The sequence below is a fragment of the Haemophilus sp. HN_Hi10 genome, from assembly GCF_049821985.1.
GTDB lineage: Bacteria > Pseudomonadota > Gammaproteobacteria > Enterobacterales > Pasteurellaceae > Haemophilus > Haemophilus influenzae_D.
The window spans coordinates 39,431-58,804 of the sequence record NZ_CP187495.1 but is presented as its reverse complement, the minus strand read 5'-3'; the positions used below and the strand labels follow the sequence as shown (position 1 = coordinate 58,804).

Here is a 19,374-nt window from a genome sequence, read left to right as displayed (position 1 = left end):
AAATTAAAAATAGCACCTTGATAGGTGCTATTGTACTTATAAAAATTAATGATTAAATTCAGCACCTAAACAAGGGCGGATTTTATTTAACATTTCTTTTATTACGCGTGATGGGGCTGCGATGATATTGCCACTGCGTAAGTAGCCGTTACCTGCATCAAAATCACAGACTAAACCACCTGCTTCACGCACGATTAAATCGCCAGCTGCGCAATCCCATGCTTTTAAGCCCATTTCAAAATAACCATCAATACGGTTTGACGCCACATAGCATAAATCTAATGCAGCGGAACCCGTGCGACGGAAATCCGCAGCATCTTCAATTAAGGCATTCATCATTGCAAATTGAGTTGGCATTAATTTTGGTTGTTTGAATGGAAAACCAGTGGCTAAAATTGAACCTTGAAGTTCACGTTTACTATCTACACGTAAACGTACTTCATTTAATTTTGCACCTTCGCCACGCACAGCAGTAAATAATTCATTGCGGATTGGATCGTAAACAACCCCGACTTCAGTGCGATTTTTTACACGAACTGCGATAGACACAGAAAAGTGGGGAAGCCCTGTCATAAAATTACGAGTACCATCTAGCGGATCAATAATCCATTGTACATCGCTATCTTTGCCTTCAATTGCGCCTGTTTCTTCCGTAATAATTGTGTGATCAGGATAAGATTTACGAATAATTTCAATGATTTCTGCTTCTGCCGCTTTATCAACGTTTGTCACATAATCATTAATACCTTTTTGTGTGCTTTCGATCGCATCACGGCGTTCATAATTTTTAGCAATCACATTGCCCGCTTTTCGTGCCGCACGAATAGCGATATTTAACATTGGATTCATATTTCCACCAGATTTTAAAGAACAGAAAAATTCCGCACCATTATAGCGAGATTTGCCAAAATAACCAGTTGAAAATCATAAAACAATGGTTTTTATAGGTTTTCAGAAAAACTTTGCGATATAGATCGCAAAAATCACATCAAGTGATTTTTCTACCCATTATTTATGGTTAAAGTGCGGTAGAAAATTGGAGCGTTTTATGCAAAAAGGTATGACATTAGTGGAATTATTGATTGGATTAGCCATTATCAGCATTGCACTGAGTTTTGCCGTGCCATTATGGCAAACAGATTCACCTAAAACGATTTTAGCCAAAGAGCAACATCGCCTGTATTTATTTCTACGACAAATTCAGGCTCGGGCAGAAAATTCATCGGAAGTGTGGTTTTTACTTATCAATCGGAACCTTGCGACACAACAATGGTGCTTAACGGCACAAGTAAAAAATAACCAAACTTGCGATTGTTTAAATCCGATAAATTGCCCGAAAGAGGTTTATGCACATTTTTACTATCCTTATTTTCCTAATAAAACGATGATTCAAAGCCATCATATTTATCCAAAAGAAATCACGAGATTTGATGGCATTCGTAATACTATCGTTACTCGTTGCTTTATTTTGCAAGCAGAAAATGAACGTACGTTATTTTTATTTTTCAATGTTGGTAGTATTCGTTTAAAAACCAATCAATTTGATAGTGCTTGTAATTAATGATGAAAACATTATTAAAAGGGCAAACCCTATTAGCACTGATGATTTCACTGGCTTTGTCTTCTTTATTGCTGCTAAGCATTTCGCATTTTTATGTGCAAATACAAACACAAAATCAACACATGCTATTGCATTTAAAATTACAAGCTGAATTACAACGAACATTACAGTTAATAGGTAAAGATCTTCGCCGATTAGGATTTCGAGCATTAAATGCAAAACTGACGGAAAGCAATTTATCTTTATTTGAATTAGATGAACAAGGCACAGCTATTTTTATTAGCCAAGAAGATAATGCGCCACCTAATAGCTGCGTGTTGTTCTTTTATGATTTAAATAAAAATGGATGTATTGGTAAAGGTTCGCCGAAAACCTGTATGAAAAAAGGTAAAAATACATCTAAAAGTAGTACTGAAGAATTATTCGGCTATAAAGTGAGTAACAAAATGATAAAAACCAAACTGACTTATCAAAGTGTTATTCCTACTAATTGCACGGCAGAAACTTGTAAACGTGCTTTTCAACAAACCGCTTGCAACGCTGGGGGAGGTTGGGCAGATTTATTAGATAACAACGAATATGAAATCACTAAGCTACAATTTAATTGGTTAATCGAAGGAAAAGGATTAGAAATCAAGCTAAAAGGAAATTTAAAACAAGCCTCAAACATCAGTTATGAAACCTCCATTGTTGTTGCGCTCTGGAATCAAAAACAATGACAATACAAAAAGGTATTATCACGCTGACTATTTTGATTTTTATTTCGGGTTTATTAACCGCAATTTTGTTGTTAGATGATAGCCATTTAAGTTTTTTTCGTGTGCAACAAAATCAACGAAAACTGTATGTGGAAAGAACATTACAACTGCAAAAAATGACAGCGGCGAAAAAACAAACTGCCTGCCTTGATTTACCGTTAAATAATGATGAAAGTGTGAAGCAAATCAGCATTACGCTTGATGGTGCCACAGATTCAATTCAATATTTTCTTTGGTGTGAAAGAATGAGCCTATTTAAAAAATCGCCTAAAAAGGGAGATAATCAAGGTGCATTGAAAGATTTCATTCACACAGAAAAACTTACAGATTTTCGACCGCACTTTTCTTCCCCACCCAGAATTTTAAACGCGAATAAAACACCTAAACTTTATTGGTTTTCAGATTCACAAGCGGAAGTTGAAATTAATGGCACAGTGTCTGCCGTATTAATTGCAGAGGGCGATTTAAAATTGACTGGCAAAGGGAGGATTAGTGGCGCAGTGATTACCAACGGGAATTTAACTTTAGATGGCGTAACTTTAGCTTATGGGAAAAAGACGGTGGTTGCTTTAGTGCAACAATATAGTCAGTGGCAGTTAGCAGAAAAAAGTTGGAGTGATTTTAATGTTCAGGATGAATAAAGGAATGTCGCTTATTACATTGTTATTTTCTTTAGCTTTATTTAGCGTTTTATTTCTTGTTTTTAATCAATGGACGGCAGATCAGCGAAAAAGTGCGGTAAAAACTTATCAAGATTTTCAGGCAACACAAATTGCAGAGAATCAAGCTCAACGCCAATTTTTAGGGTTAGCTTGTGAACGATTGATACAACAAAATGGCTTAACTTTTCGTATTCGATGTGAAAATGAACGCATTATTGTGCGTTATCCTACGAGTGAAATTTTGATAAAAACTCAGTAAAATGGCGTTGTTTTTTCTAGGTTAAATCATCAAAAGGTCGCCATTGTGTTCATTGTTTATTATTCCAATCAGCTTGAAAAACAAAAAGAAATTCTTTCTTCCTTATTCAAATCTTTACCACCTGAAGATCCTTTTCAACAAGATATCATTTTGGTGCAAAGCCCTAATATGGCGCAATGGCTACAAATTGAACTCGCCAAAGAAACAGGCATTTCAGCGAACCTAAAATTTCCTATGCCAGCAAGTTTTATTTGGCAGCTTTATGCTCAAAATTTACCCGCAACGGCATTGGAAAACCCTTTTGATAAAGATTCAATGATGTGGCGTTTAATACGCTTAATCCCGACTTTTCTCGAGAAAGAAAATTTTTTGCCTTTACGCAATTATTTAGCATCTTCGCCACATTCTGAACAATACAAACTTTATCAACTTAGCAGTAAAATAGCCGACTTATTTGACCAATATTTAGTTTATCGACCAGAATGGATTTTTGCTTGGGAAAAAGGCGAAGATGAACAAATTACTGCTCAAATACAAAAGCAACAACCTAACCTAAACGATACGTTGTTTGAGCAAATTCAAGGCAATACAAAATGGCAAGGGGAGCTATGGCGTGCGTTGGTCGTCGATGTTAAATCAGATGTTAATGAAGCCACCCATCGAGCGGCTTTGCATAATCAGTTCTTAGCCTTGCTTGCCGATAAAAAAGCACCGAAAAAATTACCTTCACGCATATTTATTTTTGGTATTCCAGCGCTTCCAACTGCTTATCTCAATATTTTGCAAGCGATATCCTCTGAAGTGGATATTCATTTATTTTTTAATAATCCTTGCCAAGAATATTGGGGGGATATTAGTGATTTACGCCTCGATTATTTGCGTTCTCGTCAGCGTTATCAATTCAATAAACAAGATGAAAATCAACCGCTCTTTTCCGAGGATCAACTTTCTCAACTAGAAAACGCTCAGTTTGATGTCACTTATCAAAAAGAAAACCTTCAAGTAGGCAATCCATTGCTGGCAGCTTGGGGGAAAATGGGACGAGATTTTCTCTATACATTGGTGAGAGATGAAGAACATATTCCAACTTATCCTGTCAATGCTTATCAAGAAATTAAATCGAACAGTTTACTTGGACAATTGCAGTCTCAAATTCTGCATTTAGAAAATAAACCGCTAAATATCGCAAAAAATGACCGCACTTTAACCCTACATTCTTGCCACAGCGCTATGCGAGAAGTGGAAGTATTGCACGATTATTTACTGGATTTATTCAATCAAGATCCTAGCCTTACGCCAAAAGATGTGGTCGTGATGGTGGCAGATATAAACCAATACACACCTTATATTCAGGCAGTTTTCGGGCAAAAAAATGGAGATGCGCCACAAATTCCATTTTCACTTTCAGATAATAAACTTTCAGAAAGCGATGTGTTGGTCTCAAGTTACTTAACTTTATTACGCTTAAAAGAAAGCAATTTTAGTGCAGAGGATGTCTTAGCGTTGTTGGATATTCCTGCGATGCGAGAACGATTTAATATTTCTCTTGCTGATTTACCATTAGTGCGAGAATGGGTGGCGGATTCAGGGATTCGTTTCGGTTTGCAAAAAAATCAAGATGGCATCAATTTCAATTCTTGGCAAGCTGGATTAGAAAGAATGATTTTAGGCTATGCGATGCGTGAAGAACAGGGCATTTGGCAAGATAGTTTGGGGTTAAACAGCAGCTATGGCTTAAAAGGTGAACTTGCTGGAAATTTATCGCACTTTTTCACCGCACTTTCCTCGCTGCATGAAACCCTGCAAAAAGCACATTCCATCGAAAAATGGCAAGAAATTTTAACCGCACTTTTATCAGATTTCTTCATACAAAATGAAGACACTAGCGACACGATTTTCTATATTCAAGAGAAAATTAATGAATTAGCTGAGCATCTAAAAACGCTCCATTTTACTGAAGAATTACAAGCAGATGTGATTGCCGATGTCATCACAATGAAATTGGAAGATGCGCCAAATAGCCTCAAATTCCTTGCAGGGAAAGTAAACTTCTGCACCTTATTACCAATGCGTTCAGTGCCATTCAAAGTAGTTTGTTTACTTGGAATGAATGATGCTGATTACCCTAGAACACAAACACCAAACAGTTTTGATTTAATGCAATATCATCAAAAAGGCGACCGTGTTCGCCGTGATGATGATCGCTATTTGTTTTTAGAAGCCTTATTGGCAGCACGTAATTATTGCTATATCAGCTATGTTGGGCGTTCCATTACCGATAATCAACCGAAAGAACCATCTGTATTGGTAAGCCAACTCGTGGATTATATTAATCAAGGTCAAAGTGAAAATGTCCTTACTGTCATTGAACATCCAATGACTGCATTTAGCCCAGATAATTTCAAAAACAACGAAAAATTTACCCGCTCTTTTGCGACAAAATGGTTGCCAATGGCTCAATTTGACGCAAATGCAAGTAATTCGGAATTTGCCGTCACGATGACAGAAAACCCAGAAAAAATCGAAGAAATTGAACTGGATTCTTTAGTCAGTTTTGTGGAAAACCCAGTGAAATTTTTCTTTGAAAAACAACTCGGTGTTTATTTTCGCGATAAAGATGAACGCATTGCTGACAGTGAAAACTTCACTTTAAGTGGGTTAGATAATTACTCACTCAATAATGACTTAATCTACCTTGATGAACAAAATTTTGCTGATTATTTTAGACAAGCAGAAGTAAAAGGCGTGTTACCGCGCGCAGAATTTAGAAAGGTTTATGCTGAAAATATTCGTAACAATGTTCTAGAATTTAAAAAGAAAATAGCAGATCTTGGCGAGCCTAAACAGGCTTCTATAGATTTTAATATTGCCGTAGATTGGCAAAACGAAAATCAAAAAATCCGCTTATTTGGTTATATGGACGCTTTATTTGGCGATGATTCACAGGTGATTCAGTGGCATTTTGCAAAATACAAAGATCGCTATTGCATCCGTCCTTGGATTTATTATTTGATTCAATGTGTTACACAAGAAAATGCGCTACCAGCAAAATTAATTACGCAAGATAAGGTTCTTGAATTACCGACTATTGAGCGTGAAGCCGCTCTCTCTCAATTACAAACTTACGTAAAAGATTATTTACAAAGTCAAATTGAAATCCAATTGGTGCCAACAATAAGAAATATAAGTGATTTTATTGTAGATGATAAAAGTGCGGTAAATTTTGACAATGTTTCTGAAAAACTTCAGGAATTAACTGAAAGTAATGGTTTCGGGTCAAAAGCCGATCCATATTGGTCACGCGTATTAACGCAGACCTCAAGATTTAAACAACCTGAAAATATTGCAAAATTATTAACACAAACAAAAGATTGGTTTGGCTTATTATTCGCACAAAAGAAGACAAGAAAAGCATAAAGCAATCGTCAAAGAACCGATTTTTTGCTAAGATAACGACCCTTTTGACGGAGAATTGTCTATGCGCTGTCCATTTTGTTTTACAGAAGAAACCAAGGTAATTGATAGCCGTTTGGTATCGGATGGCTATCAAGTTCGCCGCCGTCGTGAGTGCGGTCATTGCCATGAGCGTTTTACTACCTTTGAAACAGCCGAATTAATCGTACCAAAAATTATTAAAACTGATGGCACTCGAGAGCCGTTCAATGAAGATAAATTACGCAGTGGTATTCAGCACGCATTAGAAAAACGCCCTGTAAGTGCGGATGATGTTGAACAAGCAATTAACCATATAATTTTTCAATTACGTGCGACGGGTGAACGTGAGGTACCAAGTAAACTGGTTGGAAAACTCGCGATGAATGAGTTAAAAAAACTCGATAAAGTGGCTTATATTCGTTTTGCATCAGTCTATTTGAGTTTTGATAACATTAATCAATTCACCAAAGAAATTGAGAGCTTAAAGGATTAACCATGAGCGAATTTTCCTCACAAGATCACGTATTTATGCAACGCGCCTTAGATTTAGCCACCAAAGGACAATATACCACCACACCGAACCCATCGGTGGGATGCGTATTGGTAAAAAATGGTGAAATTGTGGGGGAAGGCTTTCATTTTAAGGCAGGACAACCTCATGCCGAACGCGTTGCTTTAGCTCAAGCTGGCGAAAATGCCAAAGGAACAACAGCTTACGTCACCTTAGAGCCCTGCTCTCATTATGGTCGCACCCCACCTTGTGCATTAGGATTAATTGAGGCTGGCGTAGTAAAAGTCATTGCGGCTATGCAAGATCCAAATCCTCAAGTCGCAGGGAAAGGCTTGAAAATGTTGTCTGATGCAGGCATCGAAAGTGCGGTGAATTTATTGAACGATCAAGCGGAAAAAATAAATAAAGGCTTTTTAAAACGAATGCGTCAAGGTATGCCTTTTGTTCAACTCAAACTCGCGATGAGTTTAGATGGACGAACAGCAATGGAAAGTGGAGAAAGTAAATGGATTACAGGCTCTGATGCTCGTTCGGACGTACAAAAAATGCGAGCAAAATCATCCGCACTTTTATCTACTTCTGCGACAATAATTGCTGATGATCCAAGCCTTAATGTACGCTGGGACGAATTTCCTGAAAATCTTAAAACAGAATATAAAAAAGAAGATCTTCGCCAGCCTGTGCGTGTCATTTTAGATTCACAACATCGCATTCAGCCGACTCATAAACTTTTTTTAACTCATTCTCCCGTTTGGTTAGTTTCTAATGAACCACGAGATTTAACAGGCTTTCCTGATTTCTGTGAACAAATTATTCTTCCAAAAGAAAATTTACTAGAAGAATTAATGCAAGAATTGGGAAGACGACAAATAAATACCCTTTGGGTAGAAGCTGGAGCAAATTTAGCAGGGAGTTTAATTGATGCGAAATTAGTCGATGAATTGATTATTTACGTTGCACCCAAATTACTTGGCGACAATGCTCGTGGTCTATGCCAATTACCGAATTTAACTAAACTTGCCGATGCACCATTATGGCAACTCAATGAATTAGAACAAATCGGTGACGATATAAAATTAACTTACACGCCGAAAGGAATCTAAATGCTTAAAAAACTTTTCCATTCCGCCCTTTGGGGCTTGGCTGCTGCGGGCGTGATTTTGTTTGCGGTTCCAAGACTGAATAACAGCAACATCTTCACTACTGATGATATTGTATCATTCAAAAATGCCGTGCGTATTGCCTCTCCAGCAGTAGTGAATGTTTATAACCGCTCTTTTTCTTCCAGCATTAATGATAATGAGCAACTACAAGTGAATAACTTAGGTTCTGGCGTAATTATGAGTAAAGACGGTTATATTTTGACAAATAAACACGTTATCCAAAATGCCGATCAAATTGTAGTAGCGTTGCAAAACGGAAATATTTTTGAGGCCAGTCTTGTTGGTTCAGATAATCTCACTGATCTCGCTGTTCTCAAAATTCGTGCAAATAATCTTTCAACTATTCCACAAAATTCAAATCGTCAAGCTCAAGTCGGCGATGTAGTGTTGGCAATCGGTAATCCTTACAATTTAGGACAAAGCGTGTCCCAAGGAATCATTAGCGCAATGGGTCGTAATGCGGTAGGTGATTCTGTTGGCAGACAAAACTTCATCCAAACCGATGCATCAATTAACCGCGGAAACTCAGGCGGTGCCTTAATTAATTCTGCAGGAGAATTGGTAGGAATCAGCACACTTAGTATTGGTAAAACCGCCAATGAAATCGCAGAAGGACTAAATTTTGCCATTCCAATAGATATTGCAAATGATGTACTACGTAAAATTATGCGTGATGGACGTGTGATTCGAGGTTATTTTGGTGTACAAAGTGATATTAGTTCAAGTAATGAAGAAGGAATAGTTATCACAGACGTAAGCCCGAACAGCCCCGCAGCGAAATCAGGTATTCAAGTTGGTGATGTGATTTTGAAATTAAATAATCAAGAGGGGATTTCAGCCCGAGAAATGATGCAAATTATCGCAAATACAAAACCTAATTCAAAAGTTCTTGTTACTATTTTACGGTTAGGCAAAATCTTACAAGTTCCTGTTGTCATTGAAGAATTTCCAGTAAACTAAAAATAGCGGTCTATTTTGACCGCTGTTTTCATTATATTTAATACTTTCTTTTCAATTTGAAAATTTATTTGTTCTAACCCCTTTTCTGACATTTCGGGCAAAAGAAACTATTACGCTGCCCAATAACTAAACTTTCAATTTTTCCACCGCACTTTGGACAAGGTTTATCTTTATTGCCATATACCAATAATTCTTGTGCAAAATAACCTGGGCGACCATCTGGCTGTAAAAAATCTTTAAGTGTCGTTCCACCTTGAATAATGGCTTTTCTCAAAACATCTTTAATCGTGTTCACTAAGGAAATACATTGATTGAGGGTCAGATTTTTAGCGAGTTTAAGTGGATGAATACCACAAATAAACAAACTTTCATTCGCATAAATATTTCCAACACCCACCACCACAGCGTTATCCATCAAGAAGGTTTTAAGTGCGGTTGATTTTTGACGAGATTTTTTGAATAAATATTCTGCATTAAATTCATCAGAAAGCGGTTCAGGCCCTAGCTTTAAGAAAAGATGAAAGTCATCTAGATTCTCCGTCCATAACCACGCACCAAAACGGCGAGGATCGTTATAACGTAATAATTTGCCATTGTTCATCACAATATCAATATGGTCATGTTTATCTATTGCGCTATCCTGTGGCACAATTCGCACCGAACCTGACATGCCCAAATGCCCGATGATATAGCCTTTTTCCGTGTGAATAATCAAATATTTTGCGCGACGAGTGAGATCGACAATTTTTACATTTTTAAGGGTTATCAATTCTTCTGATACAGCCCAGCGCAATTTAGGCTGGCGTACGACAACTTTCTCAATCGTAAAATTTTTAAGATAAGGGCTAATACCACGTAGTGCAGTTTCAACTTCGGGAAGTTCTGGCATAATTTTTAACTTAGTGAGTAGATTGAATAATGATATAAAGTGCGGTTAGTTTTACCATTTTTTATATTCTTTGAAAATTAAAATGATGAATATTTCAAAAATATAGGTAGTTATCTAATGGATAAAATTTATATATCTCGTTTAATCTATGCTAAAAGATTTTTATTTTACAGAATAACCGCTTGTCTTCAGATACAAGCGGTTATTTTTTGTGTTAATTGACTAATTAATCAATGGGTGGTGTGTAAGTACCATTTTTGATGTCGTCTTTAATACGATTTGCTTCTGTTAGTACTTGAGTTAATAACGCTTTAACATTTTCCAATGTTGCAATCGGGCTTAGGGTAGTCATTTTCAGTGATTGCTTGTCACCCACTTTAGTCACGCCAATATTCGCTTCGCCTCGTGCAAAGAGTTCATCTGCCACGTTTTGGTTTAGCGTATCAATAAATTCAGCTGGATAGCCTTTTGGTACGACACGGAATAACACGGATGCAAACTGACTTGGTACAAGCATCTCTAAGGCTGGAGTATCGTTGATATATTGCTCGACTTCTTTGGTTAGTTTTACACCGTGATCGATCATTGAAGCGTAAAGATCTTCTCCCAATGCTTCAAGGGTAAACCATAATTTTAATGCGTCAAAACGACGAGTTGTTTGTAGCGATTTTGTCACTAAGTTTGGCACGCCGTGAGCTTCATCATATTCCGAATTGAGATAATCAGCTTTGTAATCGATGAAGCGATAGTTTGCTGGATCCTTGAGCAAAAATGCACCACAGGAAATGGTTTGAAAGAAGTGTTTGTGGAAATCTAGCGTGATTGAGTCGGTTAATTCAATACCAGCTAAGAAATGGCGATAATCTTTGGAAAGCAATAATGCGCCACCCCAAGCAGCATCAACGTGTAACCACGCTTGATATTCATCGGCAAGTTTGCGGATTGTTTTTAAGTCATCAATTGCACCCGCATCTGTTGTGCCTGCGGTAGCAACAATACAGGCAGTAATTTTGCCTTCGGCTTTAAGCTGTGCAAGTGTTTGCTTAAGTGCAATCACATCCATTTGTGCATTGGTATTTGATGGCACAGTAACGACTGATTGGAAACCCATTCCCATCATTGCCATATTTTTTTGTACAGAGAAGTGTGCGTTTTCTGAACAAATTACTTTCACTTTTTGCATTGCTTCCGCTGGAATACCATCACGTTGTACTGACCATTCGGAGCCATCATTATTTTTCCAATGTTTCGCAATCGCCCAATCACGTGCCAGCAACACACCCATTAAATTTGATTGCGTGCCACCAGAGGTAAACACGCCCGAAGTGCCTTCGCCGTAGCCTGCTTTTTGGCGTAGCCAGTCGATCAAATGCTCCTCCATAATTGAACCTGCTGGGCTTTGATCCCACGAATCCATTGATTGGTTGGTCGCATTAATCAGTACTTCCGCAATTTGACTTGCCACCATTGTTGGGCAATGTAAATGGGCAAGTGAGTGTGGATGATGCACTTTAAGGCTTGGATTAAGGAAAATTTCTACCAAATGATCGAGTGATTTCTGTACACCCATACCCTCTTTCGTCGGATTAAAACCGCTTATTAAGGCTCGCATTTGTTTGATTGAACCGCCGGTGTACATTTTTTCATTTTTCAGCCAAGCAGAGACTGCTTGCACCGCATTATGCATCGCTGTTTCATAATCGGTAATTGCTTTGCTATCGTTGCAAAACAAAGCTTGTTTGTGTTGTTTGAGGTTTGACATTGTTATCTAATTTCCTAAAAGATTCCCCCTCTTTAGCAAAGAGGGGGTAGGGGATATTTAGCAGAAGAAAATTCAACTTTGTGAGTAATTAAACATTGTAATCAAATTCCCCCTTGCCCCTATTTTTAAAGAGGGAGGATAATTACTAAGCGGTCAAAATTCACAAAAATTTTGAAAAATTTAACCGCACTTTAGCCTCTCACGGCTTTCAATGCGTCTGCTACAGATTGCTTGAAACGTTTGATAAATTCTTCGCATTCATTTTGGTTGATGTTTACCGCACAAAGCACGCGAACCACGTTGCCACCGCGTCCGCCACGTTCGAGCAAGAGTTTGTTTTTGAAACAGGCTTTTTGAATGGCAACGGCTAATTCGCCATCGCGTGGATAAGCCCCTGTCGCATCTTTCGATTGGCGTTCATCAACAATATCAATGCCCATCATTAAGCCACGACCACGTACGTTGCCGATGCACGGATATTCTTTGCTTAATTCACGTAATGCGTTGGTTAAGTATTCGCCACGTTCTTGCGCATTTTGTGCAAGATTTTCATCTCGCATAATTTTAAGTGAAGCGTAACCTGTCGCCATCGCTAATTGATTGCCACGGAATGTACCTGTATGTCCTGCAGGTTGCCACGCATCAAATTCTTTACGGATAGCTAATACAGCTAATGGTAAGCTGCCACCAACTGCTTTTGACATCACAATAATATCAGGCTCAATACCTGCGTGTTCAAAGGCGAACATTTTTCCAGAACGACAGAAACCAGCTTGTACTTCATCGACGATCATTAAAATACCGTGTCTTTGGGTAACTTCACGTACTTTTTGTAAGAAGCTGATTGGTGCTGGCACAACGCCACCTTCCCCTTGGATTGCTTCTAAGATCACCGCAGCAGGTTTTACCACGCCGCTTTCTACATCTTCGATGAAGTTTTCAAAATAATGTTCAACTGCTTTTGCACCCGCTTCTCCACCAATGCCAAATGGGCAGCGGTATTCGTGTGGATATGGCATAAATTGTACGCCCGGCATTAAATTTTCAACGGCATTTTTTGCACCAAGATTACCTGTTAAGGCTAATGCCCCTTGGGTCATACCGTGAAAACCGCCTGAGAAAGCGATGATATTGCCACGCCCTGTGTAAGTTTTGGCTAATTTGATGGCTGCTTCATTTGCATCTGCGCCAGAAGGGCCTGTGAATTGTAAGATATATTTATCTTTCGGGAAGAATGACAATAATTCTTCACTAAACGCATCTTTAAGTGGAGTGGTTAAATCTAAAGTGTGTAACGGCAATCCGCTATCTAATACGTCTTTAATGGCTTGCATTAACACAGGATGATTATGTCCTAATGCAAGGGTTCCTGCGCCTGCTAAAAAGTCGAGGTATTCATTACCTTCAACATCAGTAACCCAACAGCCTTGTGCTTTTGCATAGGCAAAAGGTAATTTGCGAGGATAACTACGTACGTTGGATTCCATTACATCTTGGCGATCTAAAAAATGTTGGTTTGAAGCAAGAATTGCTTGTACAGGGGTGATTATTGTCATTTTTGATTAAAACCTTCTAAAAGAGGTGAAAAAAATAAGTCGGGTGCCTTGCGATAAATTTACCGTTTATAAAACAGACAGATAGGGCATTTGACTCGTTACTTATTAAAAAAAGCGTTTCAGCTTTTTTGTTTTTACCCTAGTTTGCCCACAGGACGGGCTAGGTTGGAAACAGGTTTTGATGTAGGGTTACGTCAAAACGGGGACAATTGTACATTTTTTTTGCAATATGAAAAGCAAATTTAACTTCTTACGAGTCAAACGGTTAAATAAAAAGCAAACGTTTGTAATAAGAACAAATAAAAAACCCGAGTTTTTACTCGGGTTTAAAATAATTAAATCAATATTATTTGATTTTTGCTTCTTTATAGATAACGTGTTTACGCACTACTGGATCAAATTTTTTGATTTCCATTTTTTCAGGCATATTACGTTTGTTTTTATCAGTTGTGTAGAAGTGACCTGTCTCTGCAGTAGAAACTAAACGGATTTTCTCACGAGCGCCTTTAGCTGCCATTTTTTAGCTCCTTAGATTTTTTCGCCACGAGCACGGATTTCAGCTAATACTGCATCAATGCCTTTTTTATCAATAATACGCATACCTTTCGCAGTTAAACGTAAGGTTACGAAACGGTTTTCACTTTCAACCCAAAAACGGTGAGTGTGAAGGTTTGGAAGAAAACGACGACGTGTCGCATTCATCGCGTGTGAGCGGTTATTACCCACAGCTGGACGCTTGCCTGTTACTTGACAAACTCTAGACATAATAATCTCCAATAATTAAATATAAGCTCGAGCTTACGGTTCGGATTGTTTAAAGCTGGTTAAACCTAGCTTGCTACCTCGTCAGGCCGCACTAATCCGACCCGCTTACTATATTAAAGGTCGCAAATTATACTGACTTTGTTTTCATTTCTCAAGTGTAAATGCGATTTTCCTGAATGTAATCGGTAAAAAAATGGTCAATATTATAAAAAATTATAATAAACAATTCTCCGCGAAAGAATAACAATCGCTTTTCCCTACAATTAAATGATCAAGTACGCGAATTTCCATTAGTTCAGCTGCATCTTGAATTTTTTTAGTAATAAGCTGATCCGAATAACTCGGCTCCGTTACACCTGAAGGATGATTATGTGCCAAAATTAAAGCCGCTGCATTACAATAGAGTGCTTCTTTAATAATTTCTCGAGGATAAACCGCTGATACATTAATTGTACCTAAAAATAACCGCTCTTTTTTAATCAGACGATGTTGATTATCCAAAAATAAAACCATAAACACTTCTCTTTCTTCGTGTTGCAATTCAGTGAGTAAAAAAAGTTTTACAGTTTCAGGATCATTAATAATCGGCGTACTTAACATCTCTTGCTTTAAATAACGCTTGGTCATTTCCGTAATTGCTTGTAGTTGAATAAATTGCGTAATACCTAAGCCTTTTACAGAACAGAAAGCTTTTTTATCTGAGGAAAGTAAAGCGTGCAAGGAGCCAAAATGCGTTAATACATTTTTAGAAAGTGACATAACAGGACAACCTTTGATACCAGTACGTAAAAAAATCGCAAGTAGTTCATAATCACTTAATGCTTTTGCTCCGAATGCCAGCAATTTTTCCCGTGGCATTAAATCATCATTGTTTTCCATAAATTTATGAAAGAAAAATAAGAAAGATTTTGACCGCACTTTTTAGCTTTGACGAGCAAGTGATTCAAAATCTGCGATGCATATCGCAAAAATAGCATTGGGTATTCGGCAAAATTCAAGTAAAATGGCGAAATTGTGGTTGAGTACTAACAAGGTAAGAAAATGAATTTAAACGGAAAACATATTGTAGTCGGTATAACTGGCGGTATTGCAGCCTATAAAACAATAGAGTTGATTCGTTTATTACGCAAAGCAGAAGCTGAGGTACGTGTAGTATTAACCCCTGCTGCGGCAGAATTTGTTACGCCTTTAACGCTTCAAGCCATTTCTGGCAATGCTGTCGCACAATCCTTACTTGATCCACAAGCTGAGCTGGCGATGGGGCATATTGAGCTTGCCAAATGGGCTGATGCTATCGTTATTGCGCCAGCTAGTGCAGATTTTATCGCCCGTCTTACTGTTGGTATGGCGAACGATTTACTTTCAACAATTTGTCTTGCGACTGACGCGCCAATTTTTCTTGCCCCAGCAATGAATCAACAGATGTATCGTCAATCTATTACTCAACAAAATTTAACGGTTCTTCAAACACGTGGGATTACGCTTATTGGCCCGAATAGTGGTTTTCAAGCTTGCGGCGATATGGGGAAAGGGCGTATGTCAGAACCAGAGGAAATTTTTACCGCACTTTCTGACTTTTTCTCTCAAAAACAAGATCTACAAGGATTAAATGTCGCCATTACAGCAGGCCCAACTCGTGAGGAAATCGATCCTGTTCGTTATATTTCTAACCATAGTTCAGGCAAAATGGGATTTGCGATTGCTGAAGCCTTTGCCAAACGAGGGGCGAATGTCACGTTAATTTCAGGGCCAGTAAATTTAACAACACCAAAAAATGTAAATAGAATTAATGTCATTTCAGCACAAGATATGTGGCAAGCTTCTCTTGAAAGTACGGTGAAAAATCAAATTTTTATTGGCTGTGCGGCAGTTGCTGATTACAGAGTAGCTGAAGTTGCTGACCAAAAAATCAAAAAATCTGGGGATGAAATATCTATCAAGTTAATCAAAAATCCCGATATTATCTCAGATGTAGGACATTTAAAAACACATCGTCCTTTTACTGTTGGATTTGCAGCCGAAACCCAAAATATTGATGATTATGCAAAAGATAAACTTGAACGCAAAAATCTTGATATGATTTGTGCCAACGATGTATCTGGCGGACAAGTTTTTAACGCTGATGAAAATGCCTTGCAGCTTTTCTGGAAAAATGGCAGTAAAACACTGGCATTACAATCGAAAGCAGATTTGGCGGTGGATTTGGTAAGTGAGATTGTTGAACAATATAAACAATCGATGTTTAACCGAGGGTAAGTATACCCACGGTTAATTATAGTGATAGTAGTTCCCCTTTGGGAACGCTTACCCCAAGGGGTAACACTGCAACTAGCCTAGGGTATACTTACCCTAGGTAATTAAATATTATCGTAATGATGTTTGACCGAGGGTAAGTATACCCACGGTTAATTATAGTGATAGTAGTTCCCCTTTGGGAACGCTTACCCCAAAGGGGTAACATTGCAACTAACCTAGGGTATATTACCCTAGGTAATTAAATATTATCGTAATGATGTTTGACCGAGGGTAAGTATACCCACGGTTAATTATAGTGATAGTAGTTCCCCTTTGGGGAACGCTTACCCCAAGGGGGTAACATTGTAACTAGCCTAGGGTATATTACCCTAGGTAATTAAATATTATCACAATGATGTTTAACCACGGGTAAGCATAGCCACGGTTAATTATAGTAATAGTAATAGTAGCTCCCCTTTGGGGAACGTTTACCCCAAGGGGGTAACACTGCAACTAGCCTAGGGTATATTACCCTAGGTAATTAAATATTATCGTAATGATGTTTAACCGAGGGTAAGTATACCCACGGTTAATTATAGTGATAGTAGTTCCCCTTTGGGGAACGTTTACCCCAAGGGGGTAACATTGCAACTAGCTTAGGGTATATTACCCTAGGCAATCAATCGCAGAATGAATTTCAAACGGAGTATTACATGAAAAAAATTGACGTAAAAATTTTAGATCCTCGTATTGGCAATGAATTTCCTCTGCCAACTTACGCAACTGAAGGTTCTGCAGGTCTTGATTTGCGGGCGTTGATCGATGAAACTTTTGAAATTCAAGCGGGGGAGACAAAATTAATTCCAACGGGGCTTTCAATTTATATTGCGGATCCAAATTTAGCGGCAGTAATTTTGCCTCGCTCGGGTCTTGGTCATAAACATGGCATTGTGCTAGGAAACCTTGTAGGATTAATTGACTCCGATTATCAAGGGCCATTAATGGTATCAATGTGGAATCGTGGAAATGAGCCATTCAAAATTGAAGTTGGCGATCGTATTGCTCAACTTGTTTTTGTGCCTGTGGTACAAGCTGAATTTAATATTGTAGAAGATTTTCAACAAACCGAACGTGGCGAAGGCGGTTTCGGTCATTCAGGTAAACAATAATTTATGGTAGAAGAACAATTATCTTTATCAGGCGTAGAAGAGATTGCGCCTAAAATTGAAACTCCAAAAATTGAAAAAAGAACGGTAAAAGAACGCCGTCAGCAAGTGCTTACAGTATTGATACATATGCTTCATTCGGAACGTGGTATGGAGCGTATGACAACGGCTCGTCTAGCAAAAGAAGTTGGTGTATCTGAAGCGGCACTGTATCGTTATTTCCCAAGTAAAACAAAAATGTTTGAAGCATTAATTGAACATATTGAAAATACTTTGCTGAGCCGAATTACAGCGTCAATGCGTAACGAAACTCAAACAATGAATCGCATTCACGACATTTTACAAACAATTTTGGATTTTGCCCGTAAAAATCCTGGCTTAACACGTGTTCTAACAGGGCACGCGTTAATGTTTGAAGAAGCACAATTACAAGCACGTGTGGCACAATTTTTCGATCGTCTTGAAATGCAGTTTGTCAATATTTTACAGATGCGAAAATTGCGTGAAGGGCGTGGTTTTAATGTGGATGAACGCATAATTGCTTCGCATTTAGTGATACTTTGCGAAGGACAATTTATGCGCTATGTTCGTACTAATTTCCGTCTGAATGCAAGCCAGTCTTTTGAACAACAATGGCGTTTTATCGAGCCACTTTTTGCCTAAATTGACTTTACTGAGTAAATATATGATTATTCCTTGGCAAGAACTAGAAGCAGAAACATTAGATAATATCGTAGAAAGCGTGATTTTACGCGAAGGAACTGATTACGGTATAGAAGAACTTTCACTCAACCAAAAAAAACAACTTTTACTGACTCAAATTCGCAATGGAATTGCGGTGATTGTATGGTCTGAATTGCATGAATCCATTAACATCAAAAATAAAACGGAATTTTTGAAACAGGAATGTAAGGAGTACGAATGTCAAATGAATTAACTGAAGTTGATGATGTTGTAACATCTCCGCAGGAAGAAACAACACCGAATGATCCCATTTTAGATTGGTTTCTTACCCACTGCCATTTGCATAAATATCCTGCAAAATCAACTTTAATTCACGCAGGGGAAGATGCGACTACGTTGTATTATGTAATTAAAGGCTCTGTAATGGTGTCTTCAAAAGATGATGAAGGCAAAGAGATGATTCTCACTTACTTAGGTGCAGGACAATTTTTTGGAGAAGCGGGATTATTTGATGAGGGTTCAAAACGATCAGCTTGGGTAAAAACAAAAACAACATGTGAAATTGCTGAGATTTCTTATAAAAAATATCGTCAATTAATTCAAGCAAACCCAGAAATCTTAATGTTTTTAACCGCACAATTGGCAAGACGTTTGCAAAATACATCACGTCAAGTAAGTAACCTTGCATTCTTAGATGTAGCAGGGCGTATCGCTCAAACACTGATGAATTTAGCTAAACAACCCGATGCAATGACCCATCCTGATGGTATGCAAATCAAAATTACACGCCAAGAAATAGGGCAAATGGTGGGTTGTTCACGGGAAACTGTGGGACGAATTATCAAGATGTTAGAGGATCAGAACCTTATTCATGCCCATGGAAAAACCATCGTTGTATATGGCGCAAGATAATTTTTCATCATAATTTATTCAAAATAAAACCATCCGAAATCAATTTGGGTGGTTTTTGTTTAATTGGAAAGAATATTCAAAACATTAATTGACAAT

Annotated in this window: 20 protein-coding genes; 13 read left to right on the top strand and 7 right to left on the bottom strand. The window is 38.0% G+C overall.

Features of this window, described 5'->3' with window-relative positions; all coding sequences use genetic code 11:
- Window positions 1–45 precede the first annotated feature (45 nt).
- The gene (gene suhB / locus ACPT8Q_RS00270) at window positions 46–849 is read right to left on the bottom strand and encodes an inositol-1-monophosphatase (RefSeq protein ID WP_050948684.1); all 804 of its coding nucleotides are present in this window, start codon (window positions 847–849) and stop codon (window positions 46–48) included.
- Window positions 850–1,048: 199 nt separating this feature from the next.
- Here suhB and ACPT8Q_RS00265 point away from each other — a divergent pair, with 199 nt between their 5' ends.
- The 8 genes from ACPT8Q_RS00265 (at window position 1,049) to degS (ending at window position 9,309) form a co-directional block, all read left to right on the top strand.
- Entirely contained in the window at window positions 1,049–1,561 is a 513-nt protein-coding gene (locus ACPT8Q_RS00265) for a pilus assembly FimT family protein (RefSeq protein WP_050948683.1), read from the top strand.
- Window positions 1,561–2,280: a PulJ/GspJ family protein gene (locus ACPT8Q_RS00260; protein ID WP_050948682.1), complete on the top strand. Its 720-nt coding sequence runs from the start codon at window positions 1,561–1,563 to the stop codon at window positions 2,278–2,280. Before ACPT8Q_RS00265 ends, ACPT8Q_RS00260 begins: the two co-directional genes overlap by 1 nt.
- Window positions 2,277–2,960 (top strand): DUF2572 family protein, encoded by a 684-nt coding sequence (locus ACPT8Q_RS00255; RefSeq protein ID WP_050948681.1) that lies wholly within the window; start codon window positions 2,277–2,279, stop codon window positions 2,958–2,960. The genes ACPT8Q_RS00260 and ACPT8Q_RS00255 overlap by 4 nt, the downstream gene beginning before the upstream one ends.
- A complete protein-coding gene (locus tag ACPT8Q_RS00250) occupies window positions 2,953–3,240 on the top strand; it encodes a DUF5374 domain-containing protein (protein ID WP_050948680.1) in 288 nt (95 codons plus the stop codon). The genes ACPT8Q_RS00255 and ACPT8Q_RS00250 overlap by 8 nt, the downstream gene beginning before the upstream one ends.
- A 45-nt stretch (window positions 3,241–3,285) precedes the next feature.
- A complete protein-coding gene (gene recC / locus ACPT8Q_RS00245) occupies window positions 3,286–6,657 on the top strand; it encodes an exodeoxyribonuclease V subunit gamma (RefSeq protein ID WP_050948679.1) in 3,372 nt (1,123 codons plus the stop codon).
- Window positions 6,658–6,718: 61 nt separating this feature from the next.
- The gene (gene nrdR, locus ACPT8Q_RS00240) at window positions 6,719–7,168 is read left to right on the top strand and encodes a transcriptional regulator NrdR (RefSeq protein ID WP_005627362.1); all 450 of its coding nucleotides are present in this window, start codon (window positions 6,719–6,721) and stop codon (window positions 7,166–7,168) included.
- 2 nt (window positions 7,169–7,170) lie between these two features.
- A complete protein-coding gene (gene ribD, locus ACPT8Q_RS00235; protein ID WP_050948678.1) occupies window positions 7,171–8,289 on the top strand; it encodes a bifunctional diaminohydroxyphosphoribosylaminopyrimidine deaminase/5-amino-6-(5-phosphoribosylamino)uracil reductase RibD in 1,119 nt (372 codons plus the stop codon).
- On the top strand, window positions 8,290–9,309 hold the full coding sequence (gene degS, locus ACPT8Q_RS00230; RefSeq protein ID WP_005690625.1) for an outer membrane-stress sensor serine endopeptidase DegS: 1,020 nt from the start codon (window positions 8,290–8,292) through the stop codon (window positions 9,307–9,309).
- Window positions 9,310–9,382: 73 nt separating this feature from the next.
- Here degS and mutM read toward each other — a convergent pair whose 3' ends face one another.
- The 6 genes from mutM to radC form a co-directional block, all read right to left on the bottom strand.
- Window positions 9,383–10,198, bottom strand: coding sequence for a DNA-formamidopyrimidine glycosylase (gene mutM, locus ACPT8Q_RS00225; protein WP_050948677.1), 816 nt, complete (start codon window positions 10,196–10,198; stop codon window positions 9,383–9,385).
- A gap of 226 nt (window positions 10,199–10,424) precedes the next feature.
- A complete protein-coding gene (ddc, locus tag ACPT8Q_RS00220) occupies window positions 10,425–11,960 on the bottom strand; it encodes an L-2,4-diaminobutyrate decarboxylase (protein ID WP_050948676.1) in 1,536 nt (511 codons plus the stop codon).
- 191 nt (window positions 11,961–12,151) lie between these two features.
- A complete protein-coding gene (locus ACPT8Q_RS00215; RefSeq protein WP_050948675.1) occupies window positions 12,152–13,516 on the bottom strand; it encodes a diaminobutyrate--2-oxoglutarate transaminase in 1,365 nt (454 codons plus the stop codon).
- Between the two features lie 346 nt (window positions 13,517–13,862).
- Entirely contained in the window at window positions 13,863–14,033 is a 171-nt protein-coding gene (gene rpmG, locus ACPT8Q_RS00210) for a 50S ribosomal protein L33 (protein ID WP_005613503.1), read from the bottom strand.
- 11 nt (window positions 14,034–14,044) lie between these two features.
- On the bottom strand, window positions 14,045–14,281 hold the full coding sequence (gene rpmB / locus ACPT8Q_RS00205; RefSeq protein WP_005542826.1) for a 50S ribosomal protein L28: 237 nt from the start codon (window positions 14,279–14,281) through the stop codon (window positions 14,045–14,047).
- 213 nt (window positions 14,282–14,494) lie between these two features.
- Entirely contained in the window at window positions 14,495–15,160 is a 666-nt protein-coding gene (gene radC / locus ACPT8Q_RS00200; RefSeq protein WP_050846688.1) for a RadC family protein, read from the bottom strand.
- 162 nt (window positions 15,161–15,322) lie between these two features.
- On the opposite strand from radC, the gene coaBC reads away from it, so the two are divergent.
- The 5 genes from coaBC (at window position 15,323) to crp (ending at window position 19,278) form a co-directional block, all read left to right on the top strand.
- Window positions 15,323–16,537, top strand: a complete 1,215-nt coding sequence (gene coaBC, locus ACPT8Q_RS00195) for a bifunctional phosphopantothenoylcysteine decarboxylase/phosphopantothenate--cysteine ligase CoaBC (protein WP_050948674.1) — start codon at window positions 15,323–15,325, stop codon at window positions 16,535–16,537.
- Window positions 16,538–17,229: 692 nt separating this feature from the next.
- On the top strand, window positions 17,230–17,685 hold the full coding sequence (gene dut / locus ACPT8Q_RS00190; RefSeq protein ID WP_044330861.1) for a dUTP diphosphatase: 456 nt from the start codon (window positions 17,230–17,232) through the stop codon (window positions 17,683–17,685).
- Between the two features lie 3 nt (window positions 17,686–17,688).
- On the top strand, window positions 17,689–18,345 hold the full coding sequence (gene slmA, locus ACPT8Q_RS00185; RefSeq protein ID WP_050948673.1) for a nucleoid occlusion factor SlmA: 657 nt from the start codon (window positions 17,689–17,691) through the stop codon (window positions 18,343–18,345).
- Window positions 18,346–18,367: 22 nt separating this feature from the next.
- On the top strand, window positions 18,368–18,619 hold the full coding sequence (locus tag ACPT8Q_RS00180; RefSeq protein ID WP_032824522.1) for a YheU family protein: 252 nt from the start codon (window positions 18,368–18,370) through the stop codon (window positions 18,617–18,619).
- Window positions 18,604–19,278, top strand: coding sequence for a cAMP-activated global transcriptional regulator CRP (crp, locus tag ACPT8Q_RS00175; RefSeq protein ID WP_032824524.1), 675 nt, complete (start codon window positions 18,604–18,606; stop codon window positions 19,276–19,278). Before ACPT8Q_RS00180 ends, crp begins: the two co-directional genes overlap by 16 nt.
- Window positions 19,279–19,374: the final 96 nt, after the last annotated feature.

What these genes read in the sequence shown, in the direction of transcription:
- degS (WP_005690625.1), top strand. Translation starts at nt 8,290, where the DNA reads ATGCTTAAAAAACTTTTCCATTCCGCCCTTTGGGGCTTGGCTGCTGCG.
- ACPT8Q_RS00180 (WP_032824522.1), top strand. Translation starts at nt 18,368, where the DNA reads ATGATTATTCCTTGGCAAGAACTAGAAGCAGAAACATTAGATAATATC.
- crp (WP_032824524.1), top strand. Translation starts at nt 18,604, where the DNA reads ATGTCAAATGAATTAACTGAAGTTGATGATGTTGTAACATCTCCGCAG.
- ACPT8Q_RS00250 (WP_050948680.1), top strand. Translation starts at nt 2,953, where the DNA reads ATGAATAAAGGAATGTCGCTTATTACATTGTTATTTTCTTTAGCTTTA.
- rpmG (WP_005613503.1), bottom strand. Translation starts at nt 14,033, where the DNA reads ATGGCAGCTAAAGGCGCTCGTGAGAAAATCCGTTTAGTTTCTACTGCA.
- ACPT8Q_RS00260 (WP_050948682.1), top strand. Translation starts at nt 1,561, where the DNA reads ATGATGAAAACATTATTAAAAGGGCAAACCCTATTAGCACTGATGATT.
- radC (WP_050846688.1), bottom strand. Translation starts at nt 15,160, where the DNA reads ATGGAAAACAATGATGATTTAATGCCACGGGAAAAATTGCTGGCATTC.
- dut (WP_044330861.1), top strand. Translation starts at nt 17,230, where the DNA reads ATGAAAAAAATTGACGTAAAAATTTTAGATCCTCGTATTGGCAATGAA.
- ddc (WP_050948676.1), bottom strand. Translation starts at nt 11,960, where the DNA reads ATGTCAAACCTCAAACAACACAAACAAGCTTTGTTTTGCAACGATAGC.
- ribD (WP_050948678.1), top strand. Translation starts at nt 7,171, where the DNA reads ATGAGCGAATTTTCCTCACAAGATCACGTATTTATGCAACGCGCCTTA.
- nrdR (WP_005627362.1), top strand. Translation starts at nt 6,719, where the DNA reads ATGCGCTGTCCATTTTGTTTTACAGAAGAAACCAAGGTAATTGATAGC.
- ACPT8Q_RS00265 (WP_050948683.1), top strand. Translation starts at nt 1,049, where the DNA reads ATGCAAAAAGGTATGACATTAGTGGAATTATTGATTGGATTAGCCATT.
- mutM (WP_050948677.1), bottom strand. Translation starts at nt 10,198, where the DNA reads ATGCCAGAACTTCCCGAAGTTGAAACTGCACTACGTGGTATTAGCCCT.
- coaBC (WP_050948674.1), top strand. Translation starts at nt 15,323, where the DNA reads ATGAATTTAAACGGAAAACATATTGTAGTCGGTATAACTGGCGGTATT.
- slmA (WP_050948673.1), top strand. Translation starts at nt 17,689, where the DNA reads ATGGTAGAAGAACAATTATCTTTATCAGGCGTAGAAGAGATTGCGCCT.
- suhB (WP_050948684.1), bottom strand. Translation starts at nt 849, where the DNA reads ATGAATCCAATGTTAAATATCGCTATTCGTGCGGCACGAAAAGCGGGC.
- rpmB (WP_005542826.1), bottom strand. Translation starts at nt 14,281, where the DNA reads ATGTCTAGAGTTTGTCAAGTAACAGGCAAGCGTCCAGCTGTGGGTAAT.
- ACPT8Q_RS00215 (WP_050948675.1), bottom strand. Translation starts at nt 13,516, where the DNA reads ATGACAATAATCACCCCTGTACAAGCAATTCTTGCTTCAAACCAACAT.
- ACPT8Q_RS00255 (WP_050948681.1), top strand. Translation starts at nt 2,277, where the DNA reads ATGACAATACAAAAAGGTATTATCACGCTGACTATTTTGATTTTTATT.